The organism is Bradyrhizobium lupini, assembly GCF_040939785.1.
Taxonomy (GTDB): Bacteria; Pseudomonadota; Alphaproteobacteria; order Rhizobiales; family Xanthobacteraceae; genus Bradyrhizobium; species Bradyrhizobium canariense_D.
Map to the genome: position 1 here is coordinate 827020 of NZ_CP162553.1, position 20755 is coordinate 847774.

The 20755-nt window shown below is 59.3% G+C and carries 16 protein-coding genes and 3 pseudogenes; 8 read left to right on the top strand and 11 right to left on the bottom strand.

Annotated features, from left to right (window positions below; translation table 11 throughout):
* Positions 1-93: 93 nt before the first annotated feature.
* Positions 94-1121: pseudogene (locus AB3L03_RS04360) on the bottom strand (IS110 family transposase).
* A gap of 75 nt (positions 1122-1196) precedes the next feature.
* A pseudogene (locus AB3L03_RS04365) lies at positions 1197-1379 on the bottom strand (IS21-like element helper ATPase IstB); the annotation flags it as partial.
* Between the two features lie 465 nt (positions 1380-1844).
* On the opposite strand from AB3L03_RS04365, the gene AB3L03_RS04370 reads away from it, so the two are divergent.
* Complete coding sequence (locus AB3L03_RS04370) at positions 1845-2636, top strand: Crp/Fnr family transcriptional regulator (RefSeq protein ID WP_085352704.1); 792 nt, start codon at positions 1845-1847, stop codon at positions 2634-2636.
* Positions 2637-2915: 279 nt separating this feature from the next.
* Here AB3L03_RS04370 and AB3L03_RS04375 read toward each other — a convergent pair whose 3' ends face one another.
* Both AB3L03_RS04375 and AB3L03_RS04380 read right to left on the bottom strand, forming a co-directional pair.
* Positions 2916-3398 (bottom strand): phasin family protein, encoded by a 483-nt coding sequence (locus tag AB3L03_RS04375; RefSeq protein WP_368508285.1) that lies wholly within the window; start codon positions 3396-3398, stop codon positions 2916-2918.
* 887 nt (positions 3399-4285) lie between these two features.
* A pseudogene (locus tag AB3L03_RS04380) lies at positions 4286-4565 on the bottom strand (hypothetical protein); the annotation flags it as partial.
* Positions 4566-4804: 239 nt separating this feature from the next.
* Between AB3L03_RS04380 and AB3L03_RS04385 the strand changes: the two are divergent.
* Entirely contained in the window at positions 4805-5077 is a 273-nt protein-coding gene (locus tag AB3L03_RS04385) for a hypothetical protein (protein WP_162847239.1), read from the top strand.
* Positions 5078-5089: 12 nt separating this feature from the next.
* Here AB3L03_RS04385 and AB3L03_RS04390 read toward each other — a convergent pair whose 3' ends face one another.
* Complete coding sequence (locus tag AB3L03_RS04390; protein WP_085358734.1) at positions 5090-5836, bottom strand: response regulator transcription factor; 747 nt, start codon at positions 5834-5836, stop codon at positions 5090-5092.
* 198 nt (positions 5837-6034) lie between these two features.
* On the opposite strand from AB3L03_RS04390, the gene AB3L03_RS04395 reads away from it, so the two are divergent.
* Complete coding sequence (locus AB3L03_RS04395; RefSeq protein WP_204510874.1) at positions 6035-6274, top strand: hypothetical protein; 240 nt, start codon at positions 6035-6037, stop codon at positions 6272-6274.
* Positions 6275-6802: 528 nt separating this feature from the next.
* Positions 6803-7144 carry an H-NS family nucleoid-associated regulatory protein gene (locus tag AB3L03_RS04400; RefSeq protein ID WP_085358730.1) on the top strand — a complete coding sequence of 114 codons (342 nt, stop codon included), beginning with the start codon at positions 6803-6805 and terminating at the stop codon, positions 7142-7144.
* A gap of 59 nt (positions 7145-7203) precedes the next feature.
* Here AB3L03_RS04400 and AB3L03_RS04405 read toward each other — a convergent pair whose 3' ends face one another.
* Entirely contained in the window at positions 7204-7425 is a 222-nt protein-coding gene (locus AB3L03_RS04405; RefSeq protein WP_085358728.1) for a hypothetical protein, read from the bottom strand.
* Between the two features lie 302 nt (positions 7426-7727).
* Here AB3L03_RS04405 and AB3L03_RS04410 point away from each other — a divergent pair, with 302 nt between their 5' ends.
* The 3 genes from AB3L03_RS04410 to AB3L03_RS04420 are packed head-to-tail and all read left to right on the top strand — an operon-like array spanning position 7728 to position 10679.
* Positions 7728-8567, top strand: a complete 840-nt coding sequence (locus tag AB3L03_RS04410; RefSeq protein ID WP_204510873.1) for a 2OG-Fe(II) oxygenase — start codon at positions 7728-7730, stop codon at positions 8565-8567.
* Positions 8564-9676: a hypothetical protein gene (locus tag AB3L03_RS04415; RefSeq protein ID WP_368508286.1), complete on the top strand. Its 1113-nt coding sequence runs from the start codon at positions 8564-8566 to the stop codon at positions 9674-9676. Before AB3L03_RS04410 ends, AB3L03_RS04415 begins: the two co-directional genes overlap by 4 nt.
* 1 nt (position 9677) lies before the next feature.
* Positions 9678-10679 carry a methionyl-tRNA formyltransferase gene (locus tag AB3L03_RS04420; RefSeq protein ID WP_368508287.1) on the top strand — a complete coding sequence of 334 codons (1002 nt, stop codon included), beginning with the start codon at positions 9678-9680 and terminating at the stop codon, positions 10677-10679.
* 44 nt (positions 10680-10723) lie between these two features.
* Here AB3L03_RS04420 and AB3L03_RS04425 read toward each other — a convergent pair whose 3' ends face one another.
* The 5 genes from AB3L03_RS04425 to AB3L03_RS04445 all read right to left on the bottom strand — a co-directional run bounded on the left by AB3L03_RS04425 (position 10724) and on the right by AB3L03_RS04445 (position 19733).
* A complete protein-coding gene (locus AB3L03_RS04425; RefSeq protein ID WP_368508288.1) occupies positions 10724-11338 on the bottom strand; it encodes a transglutaminase-like cysteine peptidase in 615 nt (204 codons plus the stop codon).
* Between the two features lie 812 nt (positions 11339-12150).
* Positions 12151-13464, bottom strand: coding sequence for an HlyD family type I secretion periplasmic adaptor subunit (locus AB3L03_RS04430; RefSeq protein WP_368508289.1), 1314 nt, complete (start codon positions 13462-13464; stop codon positions 12151-12153).
* The gene (locus AB3L03_RS04435; protein WP_368509126.1) at positions 13461-15164 is read right to left on the bottom strand and encodes a type I secretion system permease/ATPase; all 1704 of its coding nucleotides are present in this window, start codon (positions 15162-15164) and stop codon (positions 13461-13463) included. Before AB3L03_RS04435 ends, AB3L03_RS04430 begins: the two co-directional genes overlap by 4 nt.
* Positions 15165-15484: 320 nt before the next feature.
* Positions 15485-17866 (bottom strand): Ig-like domain-containing protein, encoded by a 2382-nt coding sequence (locus AB3L03_RS04440; RefSeq protein ID WP_368508290.1) that lies wholly within the window; start codon positions 17864-17866, stop codon positions 15485-15487.
* Positions 17867-18575: 709 nt separating this feature from the next.
* Positions 18576-19733, bottom strand: a complete 1158-nt coding sequence (locus AB3L03_RS04445) for a glycosyltransferase family 2 protein (protein ID WP_368508291.1) — start codon at positions 19731-19733, stop codon at positions 18576-18578.
* Between the two features lie 64 nt (positions 19734-19797).
* Between AB3L03_RS04445 and AB3L03_RS04450 the strand changes: the two genes are divergently transcribed.
* Positions 19798-20676, top strand: coding sequence for a right-handed parallel beta-helix repeat-containing protein (locus AB3L03_RS04450; RefSeq protein WP_368508292.1), 879 nt, complete (start codon positions 19798-19800; stop codon positions 20674-20676).
* Positions 20677-20755 lie beyond the last annotated feature (79 nt).

Here is a 20755-nt window from a genome sequence, read left to right on the forward strand (position 1 = left end):
CGCCACCAGCCGATTGACCGAGGTCACCACAACCACCGTCCCAGCGGGACATCGCCAGTCCGGCGGACCGGACCAGGAACTTGCGAGCAAATATTAGATTGGCTTCGGCTGGACCCAGTCGAACGATGTGCCATCGACCCAGATGCAGTGGAGAATCACGGCGATCTTTCGGGCAATTGCGACCTTTGCCTTCTTCATGCCGATCCGGTTGGCGAGCTTCATGCCTCAGGCCTTTAGAGAAGACCACTTTTTGGTTCGAGAAAGAAGGACAGTGGCGGCCTCGAACAAGTAAGTTCGGAGAAGCCGGTCGCCCCGTCGAGATATCTTTCCGTTGGTGTCGGTTTCGCCGGATTGGCTACATCGCGGCGTAAGGCCGAGGTAAGCGCCGACTGTCGACGCCGATCGGAAGCGCGAGGGATCATCGATCGTGTGGCGGAACGTTAGGGCCGTGACGACGCCGACACCCGGGACCGTCATCAGTCGCCGCGTCGTCTCGTCCAGCTTCGCCAACTGGCGGACCTCGTTGTCGAACTTTTCCTGTTCTCGACAGATGTTCTCATGGATCGAGAGCAGCGGCGATATCACGTTGAGGAGTAAATGATCAGCGCCTAAGAATTCGCTGACCTGGTTGCGGAACTGTTGGCCGATCGCGCGAGGGAATAGTAATCCAGATTCCTTGATCAAGCCACGAATCTGGTTCTCAATGTCTCGGCGCATCGACACTAGCCGAGATCTAGCGACAAGGATCGCTCGGATCTTTTGGCTTTCCTCACTTTTGACCTTGACCTCTCGATACCATCCCACTCGCACCAGTTCTGCAAGGCCTCGCGCATCATTCTGACCGCTCTTGTTCATACGGGCCGACAAAGCTGCGTGCGCATGCCGAGCGTCGATGCAGACCACCGGAAGCTCAACCCTGCGGAGTTCATGCCATAGCCAACTCGCCATCGCACCCGTCTCGAAGCCGATACGCTCGGCTTGAGGCGCATGTTGCGAAGCAGGTCGGTCAAGGCACCAGGATTAGACTTGGCTTTTCCTTCGAAGATTACTTGGCCAGTCTCGTTGACAACGCATACGGCGGTTTCTCTCTGTGAGACGTCCAGCCCGACGTACTGCTTCATGGGAGCTCCTTCGAATCAGGTGATTGCGAGGGCTCGACGATAATGCGGCTTGCATACCACGAGCGCCGACCGCAATTACGTCATCGTTTGCAAATTTGCCCCCTCATCGGCGTCCAATTTTGACCCCTTTGCGCGGCGGGGTTTGCTGGTAGCGCTCGTCTCGTCGGAGCTGGCCGGGATAGCGGAGGCGAGACGAGCGCGGGTCGCGTGATCGTCGTCTCGGCTTTTGAACCGCCAGCTATCGTTGCCGGTCTCGACGTGAAAAGCCGTTTTAATTCGGTCTTCAAACCGTGGATCGGCCTAAGGCTTTGCGAGGTGCGGTGGGCGGGGCCCAAACCTGGGACCCGCCTGATTAAGAGTTTAGCCACGAGTTAAGAACGTTCAATGATTAGGCAGTCGCCGCCTGAGCATATTCGGCCAAAAATTGGCATCCGTCCCACAGGCATAGAGCGTCCGCTCAGAGGACACTCTTCCGGTTCCCGAGAAGGCGGACGAGCGATAGGCTCGGCCGAAATCAACTGCAATGCCCGCGAGCCTGCCGGTCTCCAGTTGGCGCCAATCGCAGGATCTCGCGGGATCGTGCGTGGCGGTGCCGTCGCACACGCACGACTCCCAATTGGAACCATATCTCCGGTGACCGATTGGATCGCTGTTGAGTAGTGCAGACCAGCTGGCACCAGCCGGCACGAGACCTAGCGCCGGACATCGGTGGGGACGAATCCCATGATGGACCACGCGACCAGAGTTGGTAATCGATTGTTAGCAGCCTTGCCGCCGGCCGATTTCGCTTTGCTTGCGCCTCACCTGCGGAAAGTCGTGCTCGAGCGCGACGCCGTACTGGTCCGATCGGGAGATCGGATCGAGCACCTTCTCTTCCCCTGTGGCGGCGCGATTGCCTTCATCGTGGACTTGCCGAACGGGCAGACTGCCGCCACAGCGGTGATCGGTCGTGAAGGTGCGATCGGTCTAACGTTGGCGCTTGGCACATCCCACTCATCTGTGACGGTAGTCGTCCGCGTACCAGGGCCCGTGCTGCAGATTCCGGCGGCGCAATTTTTGTCAGCTCTGGGGCGCAGCCCCGCCATCGCATCCATGGCGCAGATTTTCACGAGATCGCTGCTGACGCAGGTTCAGCACGTCGCGGCTTGCAATGCACTGCATTCCGTCGAAGCCCGGATGGCCTGCTGGCTGCTTCAAATTCACGACCGGGCGAATAGCAGCAATCCCCTCCCTTTGACACAGGAGACTATGTCGGAGCTACTGGGGGTCCGGCGCACCACGGTCACGCATGTTGTGAGGGCATTGCGCGCGTCACGAGCCTTGAAATCCAACCGCCGCGGTCAGCTCGAGATTGACCGGCCGCGGCTCGAAGCCGTGGCATGCGAGTGCTACAAGGTGATGAGCCGCAGAATCGATCGGATCGTTTCGCGTGGCGCAGCAGGACTTATTCACGCCGCGCCGGCGCGAGACGCCTGCCAGCCGCCCGGCAACCGACTATCCAGGGCAGGCTCGTAGACCCAGGGCTCTCGCGCGAACCACTCGTGTGTAGCCGCGCAGACCCGGCAATAGGTGCGCGAAAGAATACCGCGCTGCAACGAAACCTTTCGCGATCGGTTTCGATACCCGTCGAAATGGCGTCGCCCGTTTCCGGGCATTTGATCATCACCACACCCATCTTGATCTCCTGCAACCTGTTGTGCGGTCAGGGCACGCTGCCCCGCCATCGACTGGACCGAGCGTCCCCTCGTCGCGGAGATGTCCGTCCAGTCGAACCGCGCGGCCGGTAGCCTCGGTTCAGACGGTCTCGTGAAACACCCTATTGAAGCTGGTCTTGATGGGCTCGGTCGTCTCGATCGCAACTTTCTGCGCGAACTCCCAGAGCTCCCGATTCTGTGCGGAGACGACTTCGAAAGCCTCGCGGCTTCGGGCGGTCGAAAGATGCACGATATCCAGCAGCGACCTGGTCTCAGCGAGCCGGGATAAAAACTCCAGGGTGGCCCTGGTATTGTCTTTGGAAATCTCGATGACCTTGGCACCGTAATCGACGGCCCCTCTGGCGTTCATTGAGCAGGCTTCACGGAGAATGTCGCTGATCTCCTCGGAAGTCGCTTTCATGCTCGCGATATTTTTCTTGGTCTGTGCGGCGCCCTGCTCGGCGAATCCACGGAAGAGTTCCTGGAAATTCAAAAGCGGCAAATCGATCCTTGGTTTTGCACCATTCGTATTCTCATTCACCGGATCGGCCTGCGTTTCGACTTTCACATTGGCATCATTCACGAGCTTTCATCCTTTCAAGCGAAACTAGTTAATGGATTGAAGACCCCCGCTCCCGGCACGTACTGCGCCAGAAAACCAGCGCCCCTGTTCTCGGCGTGACCGGAGGCTGCTGCGGATGAACCGCTCGCCCCCTGCCGAAGCCAAATATGATCGATTAAATTCGAAACATCCGTTCGCTTTCGGACTCTCGCTGAAATAATTTGATGGGTTGCGACAAGGCGGAGCTTTAGATCTGCGACGTTGCAGCGACCGCTCGGTTGCACTCTGAGCTTGCTCGTCGTCTGAGATAGCCGCACTGGCGCCGCTCGCGCTGATGGTTCTCTTCTCGATCCACCCGGTCCCTGAGACTCTCAAGTTCTGCGAGTTGAGAGGCAAGGGCTTCGAGACGCTGGCGAAGAACAGCGGCAGGGTTGTCCACTCGAGCGCAGATTTTCATGTGAGTTCTCCTAGCAATATGTCCGCGAGAATTCCGCCAGCTTTGACTTGGGCAAAAATATGCAATCAAAGGAAAACGCGACTAATTCGGCATGCTGCGTTGCCGATGACGATGCGGCGGCGCGTTAAAAAAGTACTCATGTGCCCCGGCGCGCGGCACGCTCCATTGGGTCTGGCTGCTCAGCTTGCAACAACAGCGGATCGAACCGTTGTTAAGGCTCGGAGCGGGTTGCGCTCGAAAGTCGAGTGGCGGCTCGCTCGCACTCGGGCTTGTGCCTCCGCTCGTCGTCTTCTTCATCTGCACAATCGACCCCTCCATATGCGGCCGGATTTCCGGAGTTCCCTCCCGTCGCGAAAGGTCCTTCGCCACCGGTCGCTCCGCCGGACCCGCCGCCACCGCCGGATGGCCCTCCGGCAGCAGATGCCCCACCACGCCGCCCCCCAGGTCCGCCACCGCCTCCAGGTGCCCCCCTCCAGATGCCCCGCCTCCAGATGCCCCGCCGCCAGAGGACCCCGACGCTGCAGAGGACGGGCGATCATTGTCGAGGAACGACTGGCCCTTGTCGTCGCCATGCGTTGCTCCGTTCTGTCCGCCTGAACGTGCGATGGCTGTCGAGGTCAGCGAGGTCGACAGCAGCAGCGTCATGACGGGGGTGTCACGGCCGCGAATCTTCCGCAGGTTTTCAGGAACGCCCGCCGGTCGTCATCTTCATTGCCACTTTGGCTCACGATGCGCTCCCCTTGATTTAAATTTACTTTATTGATATTATATATTAAATAGACCTTCAACCAAAATTTGTTTGAAAAATGGAGATTGCGAGGCGTGCGCCGCCGGCAGACTGCCAGCATTTCCATGGCCTTTCGGGCTTGCTAGCCCGTTGCCGGAGCCCCAATCGAGAGTATCAAATTAATATTTAATATGCATATATCTGATTAGCTGGGTCAAGAGCAGCGCACGACGGATGATTGCCATGCCACTGCAATTTCACCGGCCAATCGAAAACATGGAGATCTGGAGCGCGAGCGGCGATGGCTTCTCGTTTGTGATCAGCCTGGAGAGCCCTACCGGTCCAGGCTTTCACGGACGCTTCGGGTACCTGGCGAGTTGGCGACCACTCTACGAGAACAACGGCGCGATCAAGATCAGCGGGTCGCCCTTCCGAACATTGGCTGAGGCCGAAGGAGCCTGCCGCAACATGGCCGAGCATCTGCGCGCCGCAACCGATGCTCACCGCCCAGCATGATGCGATGTCCAGCTAACGCGTACGTTCCGGAAGGACATTGCTACGCTTGACGTCCTCGTCGTTTCGAACCGACGAATCCTGCTGTAGTAGGCCGGAAGGGGCGAGTTCACGTGCGGCCGCATGTTGCCCGTTTTGCGAAATTGCAAATGCCGCGAGAACTGTTCGATTGCTGATATCGAGCTTCTGGAAGATGTGGTGAAGGTGGACTTTGATCGTACCATCGGTAATGTTCAGGAAACGCCCAATCTCCTTGTTCGACAGCCCCTCCGATACAAGTCTCATGATCTGCCGTTCCCGGTCGGTCAGCTGCGTCGGAGCCTTTTCCTCACCGATGTGAGACTCCCCACGGACCTCGCCACCTGTGCACGGCGACCGCGATGCCGGCCCCTGGCGTTCCGCAACCTTCCTCAGGGTCGCGACCAGCATCTCCGGCTCAGCATCCCTCGTGAGGACGAGGCAGGCGCGGCCCGCGGCCAGCGTCTGCGACCTTTGATCGCCGGCCTTTTCAGCGAAGAAAATGACCCGGGTACCTTGGCCAGCGGTGTTTGCGATAGCCAGAATGTCAGGTCGACTGATACTGGGCATTGCAATATCGACCAGTGCAATGTCGGGCACCAAAAGTCGGATGGCCCCAATGCAGCTTGCAGTATCGCCGCAGGCGGCCACGATCGCGAAATCGCGCTGCGCCGCAAGGACGCTGCTGATCCCCTGCAAGACGATCGGGTGCCGATCCGCGATGACGACTCTGATGCGGCGCATGCTTCCCCTGCCTATTCCTGATACCCCGCGCGGCAGTTTTTATTCCTGCATTCACCTCAAGACGCGCGGGAAGCACAACAATCCGTTCTGCCAAAATGCCGCACTGTCAATTCGTCACGGCGATCGGCAACGCATGATGGCCACACCACTGTAACTCGCTTTGAGAATGCGTGCAGCACCGTAGGATTGCGGTCCTCCATGGAAAATCCGAAGCAGCCGATTCATCTACAAAACAGCGCCTTCTCACCTGGCTATGATCTGCAAAACTCTCCCGCAGATCTGGCGGTCCAGTATGTGGCTGCCTGTCAGGATTGGTTAACCGCCATCAAGCTCATCACCGACCACTTATTACGAACGATATATAGTCACATTCACGATTCAAATCTAACATTCGACAAACTTGACCGGAGCGAGGCAGCTGAAAGCCTCGCCCCATAACACGAAGAGGAGGCTCAAAAAGTAATACTATTCATCCAAGATCAATATGAGGAGTGGAAATTTTCCAACCATTAATCAGACGTCGCGAACGATAACGGCTCTGCTTCGGCAGCAGCACCGATGAAAACCTGGTCAGCAAAGTTCGGGCGACATTTTCGCTAACCCGGCAAACTTCAATCTGCGGTCACGGGACATCGCTGGTAATGAGTAGGTGGTCATATGTATTCTTCGGCTGTTTTGCGGCAAACGCATGAATCTCTGATCGTTCAATTCACCGAATTGCAGAATTTACGTAGTCGCGTGTCGATGGCCGAGCAGCGCTTGCTCGGCCCGATGCGAAGGGTCCGCCGGCGGAGACCGGCTGGGAGGCGACCGGCCGGTCGAAGGCACAGGCCCGGCTGGTAGCGCCAAGAAGTACCGCACTGCACACTAGAGTTCTGTGCGCGGGCCGATCAGGCTTGCCCGACGGGGCTTCGACCTGATAAGCCCCCCTCCTATTTCAAATCGGAAGTAGTGGGGACGGCTTCCATGGGGAACGAAGAGTGGGCATCCGCGACCACAGCTGAGCTGTGGCGGCTTTACGATGAAGTGACGACTGTTCTTAGTCGGAGAATGATTGCGGAAAAAGCCAAGCTCGAAGAGCGGCTTCGCAGGATCGAGGGAACTTCCGGGGCCCCCAACGGGGAACGTGCGCGCCGCCCCTACCCGCCCGTGCTGCCGAAGTATCAAAATCCGAAAAACCCGTCCGAGACTTGGTCCGGTCGTGGCAAGCAACCCCGCTGGCTGAAGGCGCAGCTCCGAGCCGGCAAGAAGCTGAACGATTTGTTGATCAACCGTTCATCCAGCCACAAGCGCCGCCGCACCGGTTGAGCCCCGCGACGGTCGCGACGCCGTAGACACTGCTATGGCGCGGCTGTCCACAGCAACATCTAGCGATCGCGATCCTCTTTATTGTTCGGACTGCCGTCACCGCCGCCGTTGCCGTAGCCATTGTTGCCATGAACAATATGACCGCCTGAACTGGCTATCGCGGTTGACGTAAGAGAGGTGGACAGCAACAGCGTCATGGCAGGAGGGGTGACGGCGGCAAATTTTCCGCAGCTCTTCAAGAACTCACGACGATCTTCGCCGTCGGTATCGAGATGGGTCATGGGATCATCCTGCAACAGCCAGCCCGCTTTGCAGGATAGACCAAAATCATCGCGTGGCAACTGATGTATATTAATTTAATGATTTAAATTTGGTCACAGGGCCTATTCGACTTCGCGGAGCAGCAGACTGAAACGACATTTCTGCCTCGGAGAAGATCCCCCAATCTCCACCGTGCGCAGCTCACACCTCCAGTTATTTAATTTGACATTTAATTCGCGGAGTTTTAGTCATAGAATTAAATTTGTGGGCAGCATGCCTGGAAGGGGGCAGCTCGTAGCCGCCACAGCGGGAGTCCGCGAAATTGCATGTCGACGTACAACTTCACTCGCTAAGCGGCCTCTTCGCCCGAGGCGATGCCCTGCGCTCTGAATACGCCAGTGCAAAACCCTGGCCGCACATTGTCGTCCACGACGCATTTCCCGAGAAATTACTGGATATGGTTGCTGCCGAATGCGTCGCGCTCCATGAAACCAACATGATTGCCACAAACACCGATCGCCTGGTGAAGCAGGAGATTTCTCACGGGCTCGGGCCAGCCACTCAACATCTGCTGAGCCTGGTGGATAGCGCTCGTTTCCGTGAGTTCGTGTCGGCCATCACTGGAGTTCGCGATCTTCTCTCCGATCCAACCCACAAATTCGCGGGGGTACATCGAACGCCTCCGGGAGGCTTCACGAAGATTCATCGCGATTTCGAGGTTCATCCGACGACCCGACTGTTCCACCGGGTCAATCTCCTCATCTATCTCAACCGGGATTGGCCGGAAGCCTACGGCGGCAGCCTCGAGCTGTGGCCTGCCGACATGTCAGCTCTCGGACGCCGTATCTTCCCGCAGTTCAACACCATGATCCTCTGGGAGACACACGGCGCCACTCTTCACGGCCTCCCTGATCCGGTCACATGTCCGCCTGGTCGAATGCGCCTTTCTGTCGCATCGTATTACTACACGACGACGCGCCGCGTCCCGGCGCCGGGCGAACGCCGCGTCCGGTATTGGGCCGCGCGTCCCGGCGAAGACCACTGCATTGAGCGAATGAGTTGGCAGGATCATCTCCGCGCCCTCATACCCGATCCGCTCTATAACGTGCTCCGGGCGGCACGCGATCGGATATCCAGAGCGCGCCGGTCGAGGGCATCATGAATCCAGTATTTGCAGCGGCAATGGCGGGATCCCATTCCACGACCGGAATTGAGGCCGGAACAGCCTTCACCCAACCGCGACCAGCCGATACCGACAAGCGAATTCCTTCGAGGCCGGGCTTCTCGCCTGTTCGGCTGCGAACATTGATGAAGCTCGCCGTTGAGCGAACAGGGCTGGACCTTTCGGAATTGACCGTGCTGACCGAAGCGGCGACTGGCGCCTACGCCGTGACTGCCGTCCTCGCCGCGATGTCCGGAGCCAAGCACGTCTACGCGCTTGCAAAAGCTGGCCGCCACGGGACCGTGGCCGATGCCAAACAAGAGACTCTGGAGCTCGCTGCCCCCTTGGGCGTCGCTGATCGCATCGAAATCCTGGAGAAGATCAGCCCCGAAGTGCTTTGCAATGTCGACATCATAACCAACAGTGGCCACCTTCGCCCCCTGACGGCTCCGCTGATTGCCCATTTGCGCAACGACGCCGTGATCGCCTTGATGTTCGAGGCGTGGGAATTTCGTCGTGAGGACCTGGATATCGAAGCGTGTGCAAGGCGCAAAATCCCGGTGGTCGGTGTCAACGAGCGACACCCCGCCGTGGACGTCTTCTCATTCCTCGGACCGCTCGCCGTGAAACAGCTGCACGACTGCGGTTTGGCGGTGCTCGGCAACAGAATCGGTCTGCTCTGCGACAATGACTTCCTTGTCCCGTTGCGCACTGGACTAGCAAGCTCGGGGGCGAGCGTCACGACGTTCGACAGTGCTGCGGCGGTCCATCTCGAAGGATGGGAAGCGTTCGTTGTCGCGTTGCAGCCAGCGGCAGCGCCGCGTATCGGCCAAGCGGAAGCTGCGCATCTGGCTGCATGCGCGCCCGCCGGCGCCGTCGTGGTACAGTTCTGGGGCGACGTCGATCGAGCGGCGCTGGCCCGAAATGGTTTTTCCCTCTGGCCCACGCAGCCGGTCGGGCAGGGCCATATGGGTATCCTGCTGTCGGAGATTGGCCCCGAGCCGATCGTACGATTGCAGACTGGAGGATTGCGGGCAGCCGAATGGGTGTGGCGCGGCGGTGCCGTGACACGGGACGGCTTTGCCCAGCTCGTACCATGGCAGGAATGACATGACCGAGCGGCTGCAGCCCGATGTCCTCCTTCTCGCGGACGGACCGACAGGCTTCACTGCCCTTCGGTCGTTGGCTGCGCAGTGCCGCGTGGTCCAGGTCTTCCGGAAGCCGGACCAACCCGAAGCCAGCGCGCTAAGGGCATTTGCGAAAGCCCAAGGCATCCTGGTCGCGGAGTTGCAGGAATTGAACCAGCTTCGGAAAGCGATCGCCGACTTGCGTCCCGCTGCCGTCGTGATCTCTTCCTTCGATCGGATAATCCCGCCGCAAATTCTTGCATTGTGTCGCTTTGTTAACGTGCACTATTCGCTTCTGCCTCATTATCGCGGCCGCGCCAACGTGAACTGGGCAATCATCAATGGCGAGACGACCGCCGGAATCAGCATTCACCTTGTCGTCCCGGAGCTCGATGGCGGCAATCTGCTGTTTCAGCAGGCGATCCCGATCGGCTCGAACGACACGGTCGCGTGCCTGTACAATCGTCTCAACGCCATCCAGGAGCGTGAGCTCGGCGGGGTAGTTCTGCGAGTCGTCGCCGGCTATCAGGGCACCGGCCAGAATACCGATCAGGCCTCCTATGGCTGCACCCGCGTGCCGGACGATGGCGAGATTGATTGGCGACAGCCAACCGACGTCATTGATCGAATGATCCGCGGATTAACTCCGCCTTTTCCTGGTGCCTTCACCCATCTTGACGCTCAGCGGCTTATCATCGCCAACGCTTCGCCGCGGCTTGATGCTCCCTCTTATATCGGCCGCGTGCCGGGCCGGATCGTGGGCCGGTCACCCTCCGAAGGTTGGGTGGATGTGCTGACCGGCGACGGCGTCCTGCGCGTGTCCAGCGTCCTCACTGCCAATTCCGAACGGCCATGTGCTGCCGCTTTCGTCATTGGATCGACGCGAGCTACCCTTGGGCTGTCACGCCTTGACCTTCTCCGCCGGATCGTTGCGCTTGAGGACAGGCTCGCTTCGCTCGAGCAACTCAAATGCACTCAGGAGTAGCTCTTGGCCCGTTCTTGCCAAGCAAGGCTCCGGGCGCCAGCGTTTCATGCCCCTTCCCGCCCAACCGCCGCCCACAGCCCATCGCGACCCGGGCTCTGCACGCGAACCCAGCGATAGGGCGTCCGCGACCACGGCACGATCTGCGGCGTGAGATTATCGAGGACGACATCGCCGCTCTCGGTACGCACCAGAAGCACCAAATGATGTTCTCCGGAATCGACAACGACCTCGCTCAATAACAGCACTCGCGCCGGCCAGCCGCGCTGAAGCAGCTCGTGGCGCTTGCTCACCGCGTAGTCGTTGCAATCGCCGCGAGCGGGGTTGATGATCCAGTTCTCACCCGCAAGACCGAGCTCGTTGCGAGCTGGCGCTATCGCCAAGTTGACCACGCGATTGATCTCCCGCAGATCCGCCCATCGCTTCTCGGTCAGCCGGATCGGCCCGCCCCGGAAGAAGCGCCGCAGGCGGCATTCGCCCTGATAGCGGAGGCAAAACAACGTGTAAGTGAGGGGCGGAAGCGTCGGGCGTCCCAGCTCGATATGCGCAAGAGCCGCTCGCGGGGCCGTCTGCACGGTCAACGGTGCCGCACGCGCCCAGTGGACGCCTCCGATCATGACGGCTACGGCTGCCGTGACGATTGGCCCCGAGATACGTTGCATCTGCCGATCCCCCGCGAACGCCAAGTGAGGCCCGGATTCACCCAGAGCGCGGCCGCCTTGTCGCAAGAACAATAGCGGCATTTATAATATTAAATCATATTTAAATATATAATTCGCAAGAATAAAATCAACAATTAAATATACGATGACAACCGCCTGCGAATGAGCCGCCATTGCGCTCACAATCCTGCCGAAGGAAGAACGGGGGAGATGAGGGGGCAGAAGCTCTTGGAGGCTCGGGTGTCCCGCTGAAAAGGCCGCTCAAGCACCCACGGAACGTGCTTCGCGCGTCTAGAGCCGGCGCAACCATTTAACGCCCCATACGATTTGAAGCGTTGGTCTAATTTTCGCCGGGCCCAAATCGATCGGGACAGTTTCATCTGCCAGATGGGCTACTCGTCATCCTGGGGGCTGAACCTGTCTTCCTGGCCGCGATGACCCTGTACGCTAAGCGAATGGATGTGCTGAGCGGACGGTCGTTCGAGCGATCCGTGGTCTCGCCCACGGACGACAGACATCCGCTACGACCCTTCCGTCGAAAGCCGCGCGATCTGTCGCGATTGATCAGGAGGTTTATCGATCTCGCTATCTCTTGCGACGCCCCGACATTACCAGAACGCCGCGGTGGAGCCTTCAGACCAGACCGCAGATTCCGCCGCGACTTGTAAGGCGCACTCTTCGGCCAGCCGCGGCCCGCCACCGATGCTTTCCGGCCGCCCGGCAGCAGCGGCTGATCGCAACGGCTGGCGCCCACGGATCGGGTGCCAGGCCCGAATTCGGGCAGTCGAGCTCTGCTATTTTCTCGCGAAGAGTCAGCGCTCCTTGAATGCTCGCTCCGCCTGATCGTGCAGCGGCTTGAGCAGGTAGGATAACGCGGTCCGACCTGCCGTCTTGATAAAGACCTCGACCGGCATGCCGGGCAACAGCTTGGCCGACCCGAGTTTCGCCAGCTCTTCCGGCTTCAGCAGGACGCGGCCCGTGTAGTAACTGGTGCCGGCACGCTGATCCTGTGTAATGTCTGCCGAGACCATGCTGACCTCTCCGTCGATTTCGGGCGTGGTCTTCTGGTTGAACGCCGCGAAGCGCATTGTCGCGGTCTGCCCCATATAGACCTGGTCGATATCGCGCGGCGCGATCTTGACCTCAACCGCAAGCGAGTCCGCATCGGGCACGATCAGCATGATCTGCTCGCCGGGAGAGATCACACCTCCGACCGTGTGGACGCTCAGCTCGTGGACGCGACCGGTTTGCGGTGCCCTGATATCGATCCGATTCAATTGATCGACCGCCGCAGTCTTGCGCTCGCTCAGCTCGGAGAGCTTCGATCGCGTTTCGATCAGATCCTTGCCCACTTCCGTCCGCAGGTCCTGGTCGATCTGAATGATCTGGAGTCCGATTTCGGCGATCTTGCCCTTCGACTGCGCAATCATTCCTGCCAGCTGGCTGCGCTCGCCCTCGAGGCGAGCGGAATCACGCTCGAGGGAATTGAGCCGCGTGATCGGCACCAGATTTTTTTGCCACAGACTGCGCACGCCCTCCAGCTCCTGCCGGATAAATTCAACTTCCTTCTGCTTGGCCTCGGTCTGCCCCGTTAGGCCTTTGATCTCGTTTTCCAGCTGCGCACTTTTCTCCTGCAACTGCGCTTTTTGGCCGCTCCGCGCCTGACGACGCAGCTCGAACAGCTTTCGCTCCGCAGTAATCGCACGGCTCGCCTCCGAGTTGCTCTCCTTGGCCCGGTCGAGCAGCACCTTGGGAAAGGCAGCCTGATCGGCGCCATCCCGCTCGGCCTCCAGACGAGCCTGCCGCGCGAACAGCTCATCGAGGCTGTTCGTGACGATGGTGGCATTCGCGAGCGTCTGCGTCTCGTCGAGGCGGATCAAAATATCCCCTGCATTAACCCGCGCGCCCTCCCGCACGCGCAACTCTCCCACGATTCCACCAGTGGAGTGCTGAACCTTCTTGACGCTCGAATCCACCACGACCACGCCTTGGGCGACCACCGCGCCCGACAATTGGGTCGTTGTCGCCCAACCGCCGACCCCAAAGGTTACCAAACCAAACATGATCATACCCACGATCATGTAACGCTGGATGGATTGCATCGCCGGTGTCACCTGGCCACTCATCGGCCGCCTCCTTGAGCTTCCGCGACGACCTTGAGCGGTGTGGGATTTCGCAACACTCTCTTAAGGACCTCCTCTCTTTTGCCGAAGGACTGCACCCTGCCTTCCCCGAGGCACAAGACATGGTCCACACCTTCCAACGCCTTCGGACGATGCGCAACAACGGCGACAATTCCGCCACGACGGCGCACATTCAAGATCGCCTCGGTCAAGGCGTCCTCGCCCTCGGCATCGAGATTGGAAGAGGGTTCATCAAGTACGACCAGGAACGGCTTGCCGTAAAAGGCGCGCGCGAGCCCGATACGCTGCCGCTGCCCTGCCGACAGCGCTAACCCTCCTTCGCCGATCTTCGTGCCGTAGCCGTCTGGAAGCGACAGGATGAGATCGTGCGCGCCCGCGGCATGCGAAGCTTCCAGAACTGCGGCGGCCGTTGCCTGCGGATCGAACCGTGCAATGTTCATTGCAATGCTGCCGTCGAACAATTCGACGTCCTGAGGCAGATAACCGATGTGCTTGCCGAGGGCGTCCGAAGACCAGTGATCGAGCGAAGCGTTGTCGAGCCGGATCCTGCCTCGAATGCACGGCCACACTCCCACCAGCGCGCGTGCCAACGTCGATTTGCCGGAGCCGCTCGGACCGATGATTCCAACGGCTTGCCCGCTCCGCAGCTGGAACGACACTTCACTGACGGTGGGCCTCTCCGAGTTCGGGGCGCCAATATAGAGGTGCTCGGCAGTGAGGGTTTCAACGGGTGCAGGCAATGCCAACCGCTCCTCCTCGCGAGGCAGAAGCTTCAGCAAGCGATCAAGCCTTTGCCCCGATTGTCGCGCGGCGACGAATCCTTTCCAGTTCGCGATGGCCATTTCGACGGGCGCCAGTGCCCGCGCGGTGAGGATCGATCCGGCAATGATGATGCCGGCCGTGGATTCCTGGTTGATAACGAGGACGGCGCCCACGGCAAGAACCAGCGATTGCAAGATCGCCCGGAAGAGCTTGGAGGCGCCACCGAGTCCGTTTGCGACATCGCTTGCCTGCTCATGGGCCGCGAGGTACTTCGCGTTGACATCCCGCCAACGTAAGCCCGCCTGTTGCCGCATGCCCATGGCCTGCAGGACCTCGGCATTTCGCCGCCCTTCGAGCGCCAGTGCGGTCCGCGAGACGGCGAGACGCGAGGATGCCTTTGCCGGCCCTCGCGTACGTGTTTCCGTAAGGATCGTAATGCCGACCAGGACCAGCGCGCCGGCCAGCGCAGTCACGCCAATCCAGAAGTGAAAGAGGAAGCAGATGCCGAGATAGATCGGCATCCACGGGAGATCGAAGAGCGCCGTCGGCCCTCCACTCGACAGGAAGCTGCGGACCTGATCGAGATCCCGCACCGGCTGCAAGCCATCGCCATCCGCTCTGGTCTTTAGAGGCAGGCGAACAAGCGAGTCGAATATGCGAATGCTGAGTTTTTCATCGAAATACCGGCCCACCCGGGAGCTGATCCTGCTCCTGACGAGGTCGAGTCCACCCTGGAACAGGTAAAGAACCGTGGCCAGAACCATCAAGGCGATCAGCGTCGGTATGCTGCGCCCGGGCAGCACCCGATCATAGACTTGCAGCATGAAAAACGAGCCGGTGAGCATAAGGAGATTGCTCATCCCACTGAAGGCGGCGAGAGCCCAGAAAATCCGGCGGCACGACCGCAGGAAAGCCGACATCTCGGAGTGCGGCTCGTCATAGTCCTCCGCCGGTCGGGATCGACCAGCAAATATCCGTTGCCGCAGGGCCTCGACCGGGCGCTTTGCCCAGCCGATCAGTTGCGGCGTCCGCAGTTCGGCGTCATCCGCCCACTGTCGTCCGACGGACCATAGTCCTGACAAATGCATAAGTGGGATACGATAAGAATTCACGAGCGGGGAGATCACCCCCCGCCGTCCAGAGTCAGTCATGACACCCGCCCTTGAAACAAGCCTCGGAGATCCCCCAAGAGATCCCCGAGGCAGTTGTTGAGTACTCGTCTGTGTGGTTGACTTGCCCCTTACGCGAAGTGGAAGTCGTGGCTGGTCAACGCATCCAGCTTGGTGTTCTTCAGTGTGAGCGTGTCGCTCCCCGTCGCGAGGACGACGTCGCCGCCCGACTGGGCCGCGTGGGAGAGAACGCTCGCGAAACTGTCGAACACAGTCTTGCTGAACTCGATCGTGTCGTGAGCAGGACCTCGGGCAACGAAGTCCTTGATGACGTCGTGGCCGAAGTTCGCGCCGAACACGAAAGTGTCGGCCTGGCTGCTGCCAACGAAGATGTCATTGCCTGACGTCCCCTTCAAGGTCGTGTTGCCGGTCGAGGCGACGAGCGTACTGCCCGAAGTCGCAGCGACCTGACTGGTGCTGTCGGATACGGTGGACGACGCAGTTGCGGTGGAAGTACCGATGTGCCCGTCACTGTTCAGATCCTGATGGAAGCTCGTCTCGAGCGATTTAAGGCCAGAGTCAGTACCCGACACAGAGCCGCCCGACGTTGAGCCAGTCAGGGTGCTGACATGGGAAACGTAGTTGCCGTTGTTGTCGGTGTTCCAGGCCGTGTACTGACCGGTACTCGCCTCCTTCCAGGCAACCAGATAGCCCGTCGCCGTCTTCTCCGCACCAATCGGTGCCCAGGTGTAATCTGACCCGTCTACAAAATCGACGCCGTGATTCTTTAGCGAGGGGCCCGATCCGCTGCTGCCGTTGAGGTAAAATTTGCCGCCAGTCTCAACGAGACTTGTCGCACCAGCCGACTCGATTACTTTATCAGGAGTTGGCGTTGGCGACGTCGGTGTGGAAGCACTGGAAGTACCGATCTGCCCGTCACCGTTGAGATCCTGATGGAAGCTCGTCTCAAGCGATTTGAGGCCAGAGTTCGTACCCGACACGGAGCCGCCCGACGTGGAGCCGGTCAGGGCGCTGACATGGGAAACGTAGTTGCCGTTGTTGTCGGTGTTCCAGGCCGTGTACTGACCGGTGCTCGCCTCCTTCCAGGCAACCAGATAGCCCGTCGCCGTCTTCTCCGCACCAATCGGTGCCCAGGTGTAATCTGACCCGCCCACAAAGTCGACGCCGTGGTTCTTCAGCGAGGGGCCCGATCCGCTGCTGCCGTTGAGGTAAAATTTGCCGCCACTCTCAACGAGACTTGTCGCACCAGCCGACTCGATTACTTTATCAGGAGTTGGCGTTGGCGACGTCGGTGTGGTTGGGGACGTCGAAGTCCCGATGTTAGCCGCGAACACGGTGGACGCCGCGCCGGTGTTGCCTGCTACGTCCATTGCCTTCGCGGTGAAGCTGTGCGAACCGGCCGCAAGGGCGGCGCTGGTGTAGCCCCACACGCCACTGCTGTTGGCCATCGCGGTCCCGATCTGGGTCGTGCCGTCGAACACCTTTACGACGCTGCTCACTTCGGCATTGCCCGACAGCACCACCTGATTGGCGCTGTTCACGCTATGGCTGGCAATGGTCGGCGCAGTCGGCGCTTTGGTGTCGACCGTGACGGCCAGCGCGGCCGACGCCACGCCGGTCTGGCCCGACGCGTTGGTCGCGGTCGCCGTCAGTGCGTGCTTGGCGTCAGTCAGGACTGAGGTAATGTAGTCCCAGCTGCCGCTCGAGTTGGTCGTCGCCGTACCGATCTGGGTCGAGCCGTCGTAAACCTTTACGGTGCTGCCTGCAGCGGCCGTTCCGTGCAGGGAGATCTTGTTGGCGTCGGTGACGCCGTCGCCGGTCGCACCGGTGTCCGGCGACCAGGACGCGATCACCGGCGCGCTAGGTGCGGGGCTCGGTGAAGTCGTCGGACCCTGGTTCGCCGATGTATTCAGCGCCGACGCGAGCGTCGCGCCATCATTGACGTTTCCGGTATAGGTCGGCGAATTCAGATTGAAATCGGTGACACCCCAATAGCCAGATCCCATGTGATTGTTTGTGAAGGACACGCCGGTAATCGAGCCACCGTTGAACTGCGCATCGGAATAGACGGTGAAGCCGCCGCCGACGAGCAGGTTGTTGCTGACGCTAACATTCGAAATGGGGCCGAAATAATTGTCCACCATGACCGCCGAGGTCTGGCTGTAGTCGTTGATAACCGTGTTGTGACTGATGGTCACGTTTGATACGCCGCCATCGACCTGGATGCCGTCATAGTGCGGCGATCCGGATGCCTTCAGGTCATGGATGTAGTTGCCCGTGATTGTCGAGCTTCCCTGCACATTGATGCCGTTTTCGACATTATAGATATTGTTGCCGGTGAATGTGCCCTGGCCGCTGATGCCGTTCGATCCGTCGTTATTGCTGCCGACGCCATTGATCTCGCAGTTCTGGACGACGGCTCCCGTCACACCTTGCTTGATTTGCACGACCGCAAAACTCGCCGCAGTGATTTTGCAGTTTTCGATCGTCACATTGGGAGCGTTGATATAGACCGTCCCACTAATGTTAAGCCCAGAGATTACCGTCCCCGCCTGAGTAATGACCAAGTCGCCCGATGGCGTAAGAGTTACACCTGCAGGTACACCTGTGTTTGTTGCGTCCGGCCATCCAGTTGTTGTCGTCGCCAAATCAAAGTCTCCTGTGTGATTCAGTTTAATTGCCCTCGAACAATGCGACATGCAAAATCCGAAGCCTTCACCCCCATGCGCTCAGGCGTGGTAGGTCCCATTCACCGAAACGTAATGGCTGATCCGGCGCGGCTTTTTTGGGACGAGACGACGGCCTCGCCGAGGTCATTTTTCTGCAATGAGCGCCCGATTCGATTATTAGCGTTTTAAGCCTCTAATATTCCGTCGATTTAAATAGGCATCAACCCAAAAACTCTCGGGACACAACAGATGCGAGCTAGCACTTCGCATGCGGAGCTCTAAAGTCTTAATCGGACGTGCATTTTAAGTTCAGCCCAGTTCGTCCGGCACGATCAAAAGCGTGCTTTTGATTTTATCGACAGGCGACATCCGTGTCGCTGAAGACTGTGAGCTCAATCCTCGAAATTGCGACGGTACATTTAACACCATCGTTTGTTCGTCTATACTTGTGTATGCAGATCACAAGCTCCGTTTGCGCGCGCACTCTCGGCTTTCGACTGAGACCGAGCGCGCAAACCACAACTAGGGGCCGTTATCGATGCCAAGCCGGCCGCCCTGTCTCTCCGCAAAGACCGGCGAATAGGCCTTCCAAGGTCGCAACGGAGTTACGAGGTGCACCGTGCATTAAGAAGCGAAGCGCGTAAAGCAACGAAAGGACGATGCGGATCGGCAGTGTCCACGGGCGGTGTTTCCGGACAAAATGGATCGCATTTCGATGCTCCAGATAGACAGACAGCTTCGATAGTCCACGCAGCGTGCCGGACGATCCAGTCGTCGTTCCGCCCCGATGCGCCACGATCGAATCGCTCGCGTAGCCCAAACCGAGTTTCTTTGCTCGCGCGCCCCACTCTAGATCCTCGAAGAAAAGGAAGTAGCTGTCTTCCATGAAGCCGATCTGTTCGACACATTGGCGTGTTGCGTATGTCGACGCGCCGGATGGAGCGTCGAGACCCTCCTCGATTGCAAACAGATCGAACGGATCTCCGATCCTGTCATGCAACCCGACCGCCGTGCCTCTCGCCGCGAGCGTCTGCCAGTGGAGCCCTCCCCGAAAGCGGATTAGGTCCTCGCTTCCAGATTCCAGGATGGTGCTCCCGACCATGGCCTTTCGGCCTTTCTCCGCCCGCTCGATCAGGGCCGCAAGCGCATTCGGCCTCGGCTCGGCATCCGGATTAAGTATCCATATTCCCTTCCACCCGGCAATCAACGTCAGAGGCTTGAGCCACGCGTTGATCCCTCCCGCGTAGCCAAGATTTTCTTCAGCGCAACCTACCCAAACATTCGAAGCCCGATTCTTGAATTGCAGCCGTCGCACCTCCATGAAGGAAGCCGCCCGATCTACACGTCCGTCCGCAGGATCACATTCTGCGAGTAAACACGACGGACAATTCAGCCGCTCGACGAGTTCGCGGTAGGCCTCTCGTCCGCCATTCTCGCAGATGAACACGTCAAAGGCTGCTTCACATTCCATGCGGGAAAGAGCTGCCAGGCAAGTTAGAATGTCCTCAGAATTGCGGAAGCCAACTATCAAGATGGCGATATCGAACCGGCATCTGGGGCTGACGACGCCGGGGCGTCCGTCGCGCGTCGACCGCAATGAATCGCACATGAATGCCTCTAGTCCTTGATTGACCGCGCCCAAGCGCGGAACTACGCTGGTTTGCGAAAACTGTCCGCCGAATGCTTCCATGGAACGCCGATCGGCTATTCCCCGATCTCGAGGGTCGTGCGGACGTGGGGCGAAGGATTTGGCCATGGTGCTGGTCTCGCGACGTTCCTTCCTCATGATGATCGCCGCGATCGATGCTCAAAGAGCTCAACGCGATCAAGTCCGCCCTCCCTGGGAAGACGTGGGCCTTCGCGTCTTTTCCGAGAGAGCGACGCTCGCCGCCGACTCGCGCAATGCTGCTCTGAAATATCCGGACGAAACCAGCACGGGCGTTATGGAGACGACGAACCTGCCTCCCTCAGGCCCGGTCACCACGACCGGTGACGGACAGCTTATTCGCGGGCTCGATATTTCAGGAGCAGTCCAGATCAACCATAGCGCGGTCACGCTCGAGCACTGCAGGATTACGGCTGCAGTTCTCGCCGTCGTCAATGTGGCGGAGAATTTGAGTGTGCCGCCAATCATCCAGGACTGCGAGATCGACGGGCTCGGCGTGAAAGGCGCTGAGGGTTCGAACGGCATCAATGGATACGGAACGATCCGTCGGTGTAATATCCATGGCGTTGAAAATGGCATTAATGTCACGGCCCCTCTTCTGTTCGAAGACAACTATGTGCATGATCTTGTCGCTCCTGGATCGCCACACTACGACGGGGTGCAGATCGATGGCGGACACGACATCAACGTCCGTCACAACACGATTATTAACAGCCACGCCCAGACGTCGGCGATCATGATCGACAACTGGTTCAACGCGATCTCCAACGTCGTCGTCGACAATAACCGGCTGGTCGGTGGCGGCTTTACCGTCTATTCGGACGCTCAGTTCAGCGGCGGCTCGATTACCGGCGTATCCTTCACGAACAATCGAATGGGCAAAGGGCGTTGGGGCTACGCAACATTCCGCAAGAATAGGCCGGTCTGGCGTGGCAATGTGGACGATGTAACCGGGCGCGCGATCTGACATAAGGACCGCAACCACTAACCAGAATGCTGCATTGCAAGATCGCGCGGTCGGCGGAAGGATGCAAGCCGAGGTGCAT

Excerpts from the sequence above, each read along its gene's own strand:
- AB3L03_RS04405 (WP_085358728.1), bottom strand. The coding sequence starts at position 7,425 with ATGACCCATCTCGATACCGACGGCGAAGATCGTCGTGAGTTCTTGAAG.
- AB3L03_RS04425 (WP_368508288.1), bottom strand. The coding sequence starts at position 11,338 with ATGCAACGTATCTCGGGGCCAATCGTCACGGCAGCCGTAGCCGTCATG.
- AB3L03_RS04400 (WP_085358730.1), top strand. The coding sequence starts at position 6,803 with ATGGGGAACGAAGAGTGGGCATCCGCGACCACAGCTGAGCTGTGGCGG.
- AB3L03_RS04420 (WP_368508287.1), top strand. The coding sequence starts at position 9,678 with ATGACCGAGCGGCTGCAGCCCGATGTCCTCCTTCTCGCGGACGGACCG.
- AB3L03_RS04445 (WP_368508291.1), bottom strand. The coding sequence starts at position 19,733 with ATGGAAGCATTCGGCGGACAGTTTTCGCAAACCAGCGTAGTTCCGCGC.
- AB3L03_RS04415 (WP_368508286.1), top strand. The coding sequence starts at position 8,564 with ATGAATCCAGTATTTGCAGCGGCAATGGCGGGATCCCATTCCACGACC.
- AB3L03_RS04435 (WP_368509126.1), bottom strand. The coding sequence starts at position 15,164 with ATGTCGGCTTTCCTGCGGTCGTGCCGCCGGATTTTCTGGGCTCTCGCC.
- AB3L03_RS04370 (WP_085352704.1), top strand. The coding sequence starts at position 1,845 with ATGATGGACCACGCGACCAGAGTTGGTAATCGATTGTTAGCAGCCTTG.
- AB3L03_RS04390 (WP_085358734.1), bottom strand. The coding sequence starts at position 5,836 with ATGCGCCGCATCAGAGTCGTCATCGCGGATCGGCACCCGATCGTCTTG.
- AB3L03_RS04430 (WP_368508289.1), bottom strand. The coding sequence starts at position 13,464 with ATGAGTGGCCAGGTGACACCGGCGATGCAATCCATCCAGCGTTACATG.
- AB3L03_RS04395 (WP_204510874.1), top strand. The coding sequence starts at position 6,035 with ATGGAAAATCCGAAGCAGCCGATTCATCTACAAAACAGCGCCTTCTCA.
- AB3L03_RS04385 (WP_162847239.1), top strand. The coding sequence starts at position 4,805 with ATGCCACTGCAATTTCACCGGCCAATCGAAAACATGGAGATCTGGAGC.
- AB3L03_RS04450 (WP_368508292.1), top strand. The coding sequence starts at position 19,798 with ATGGTGCTGGTCTCGCGACGTTCCTTCCTCATGATGATCGCCGCGATC.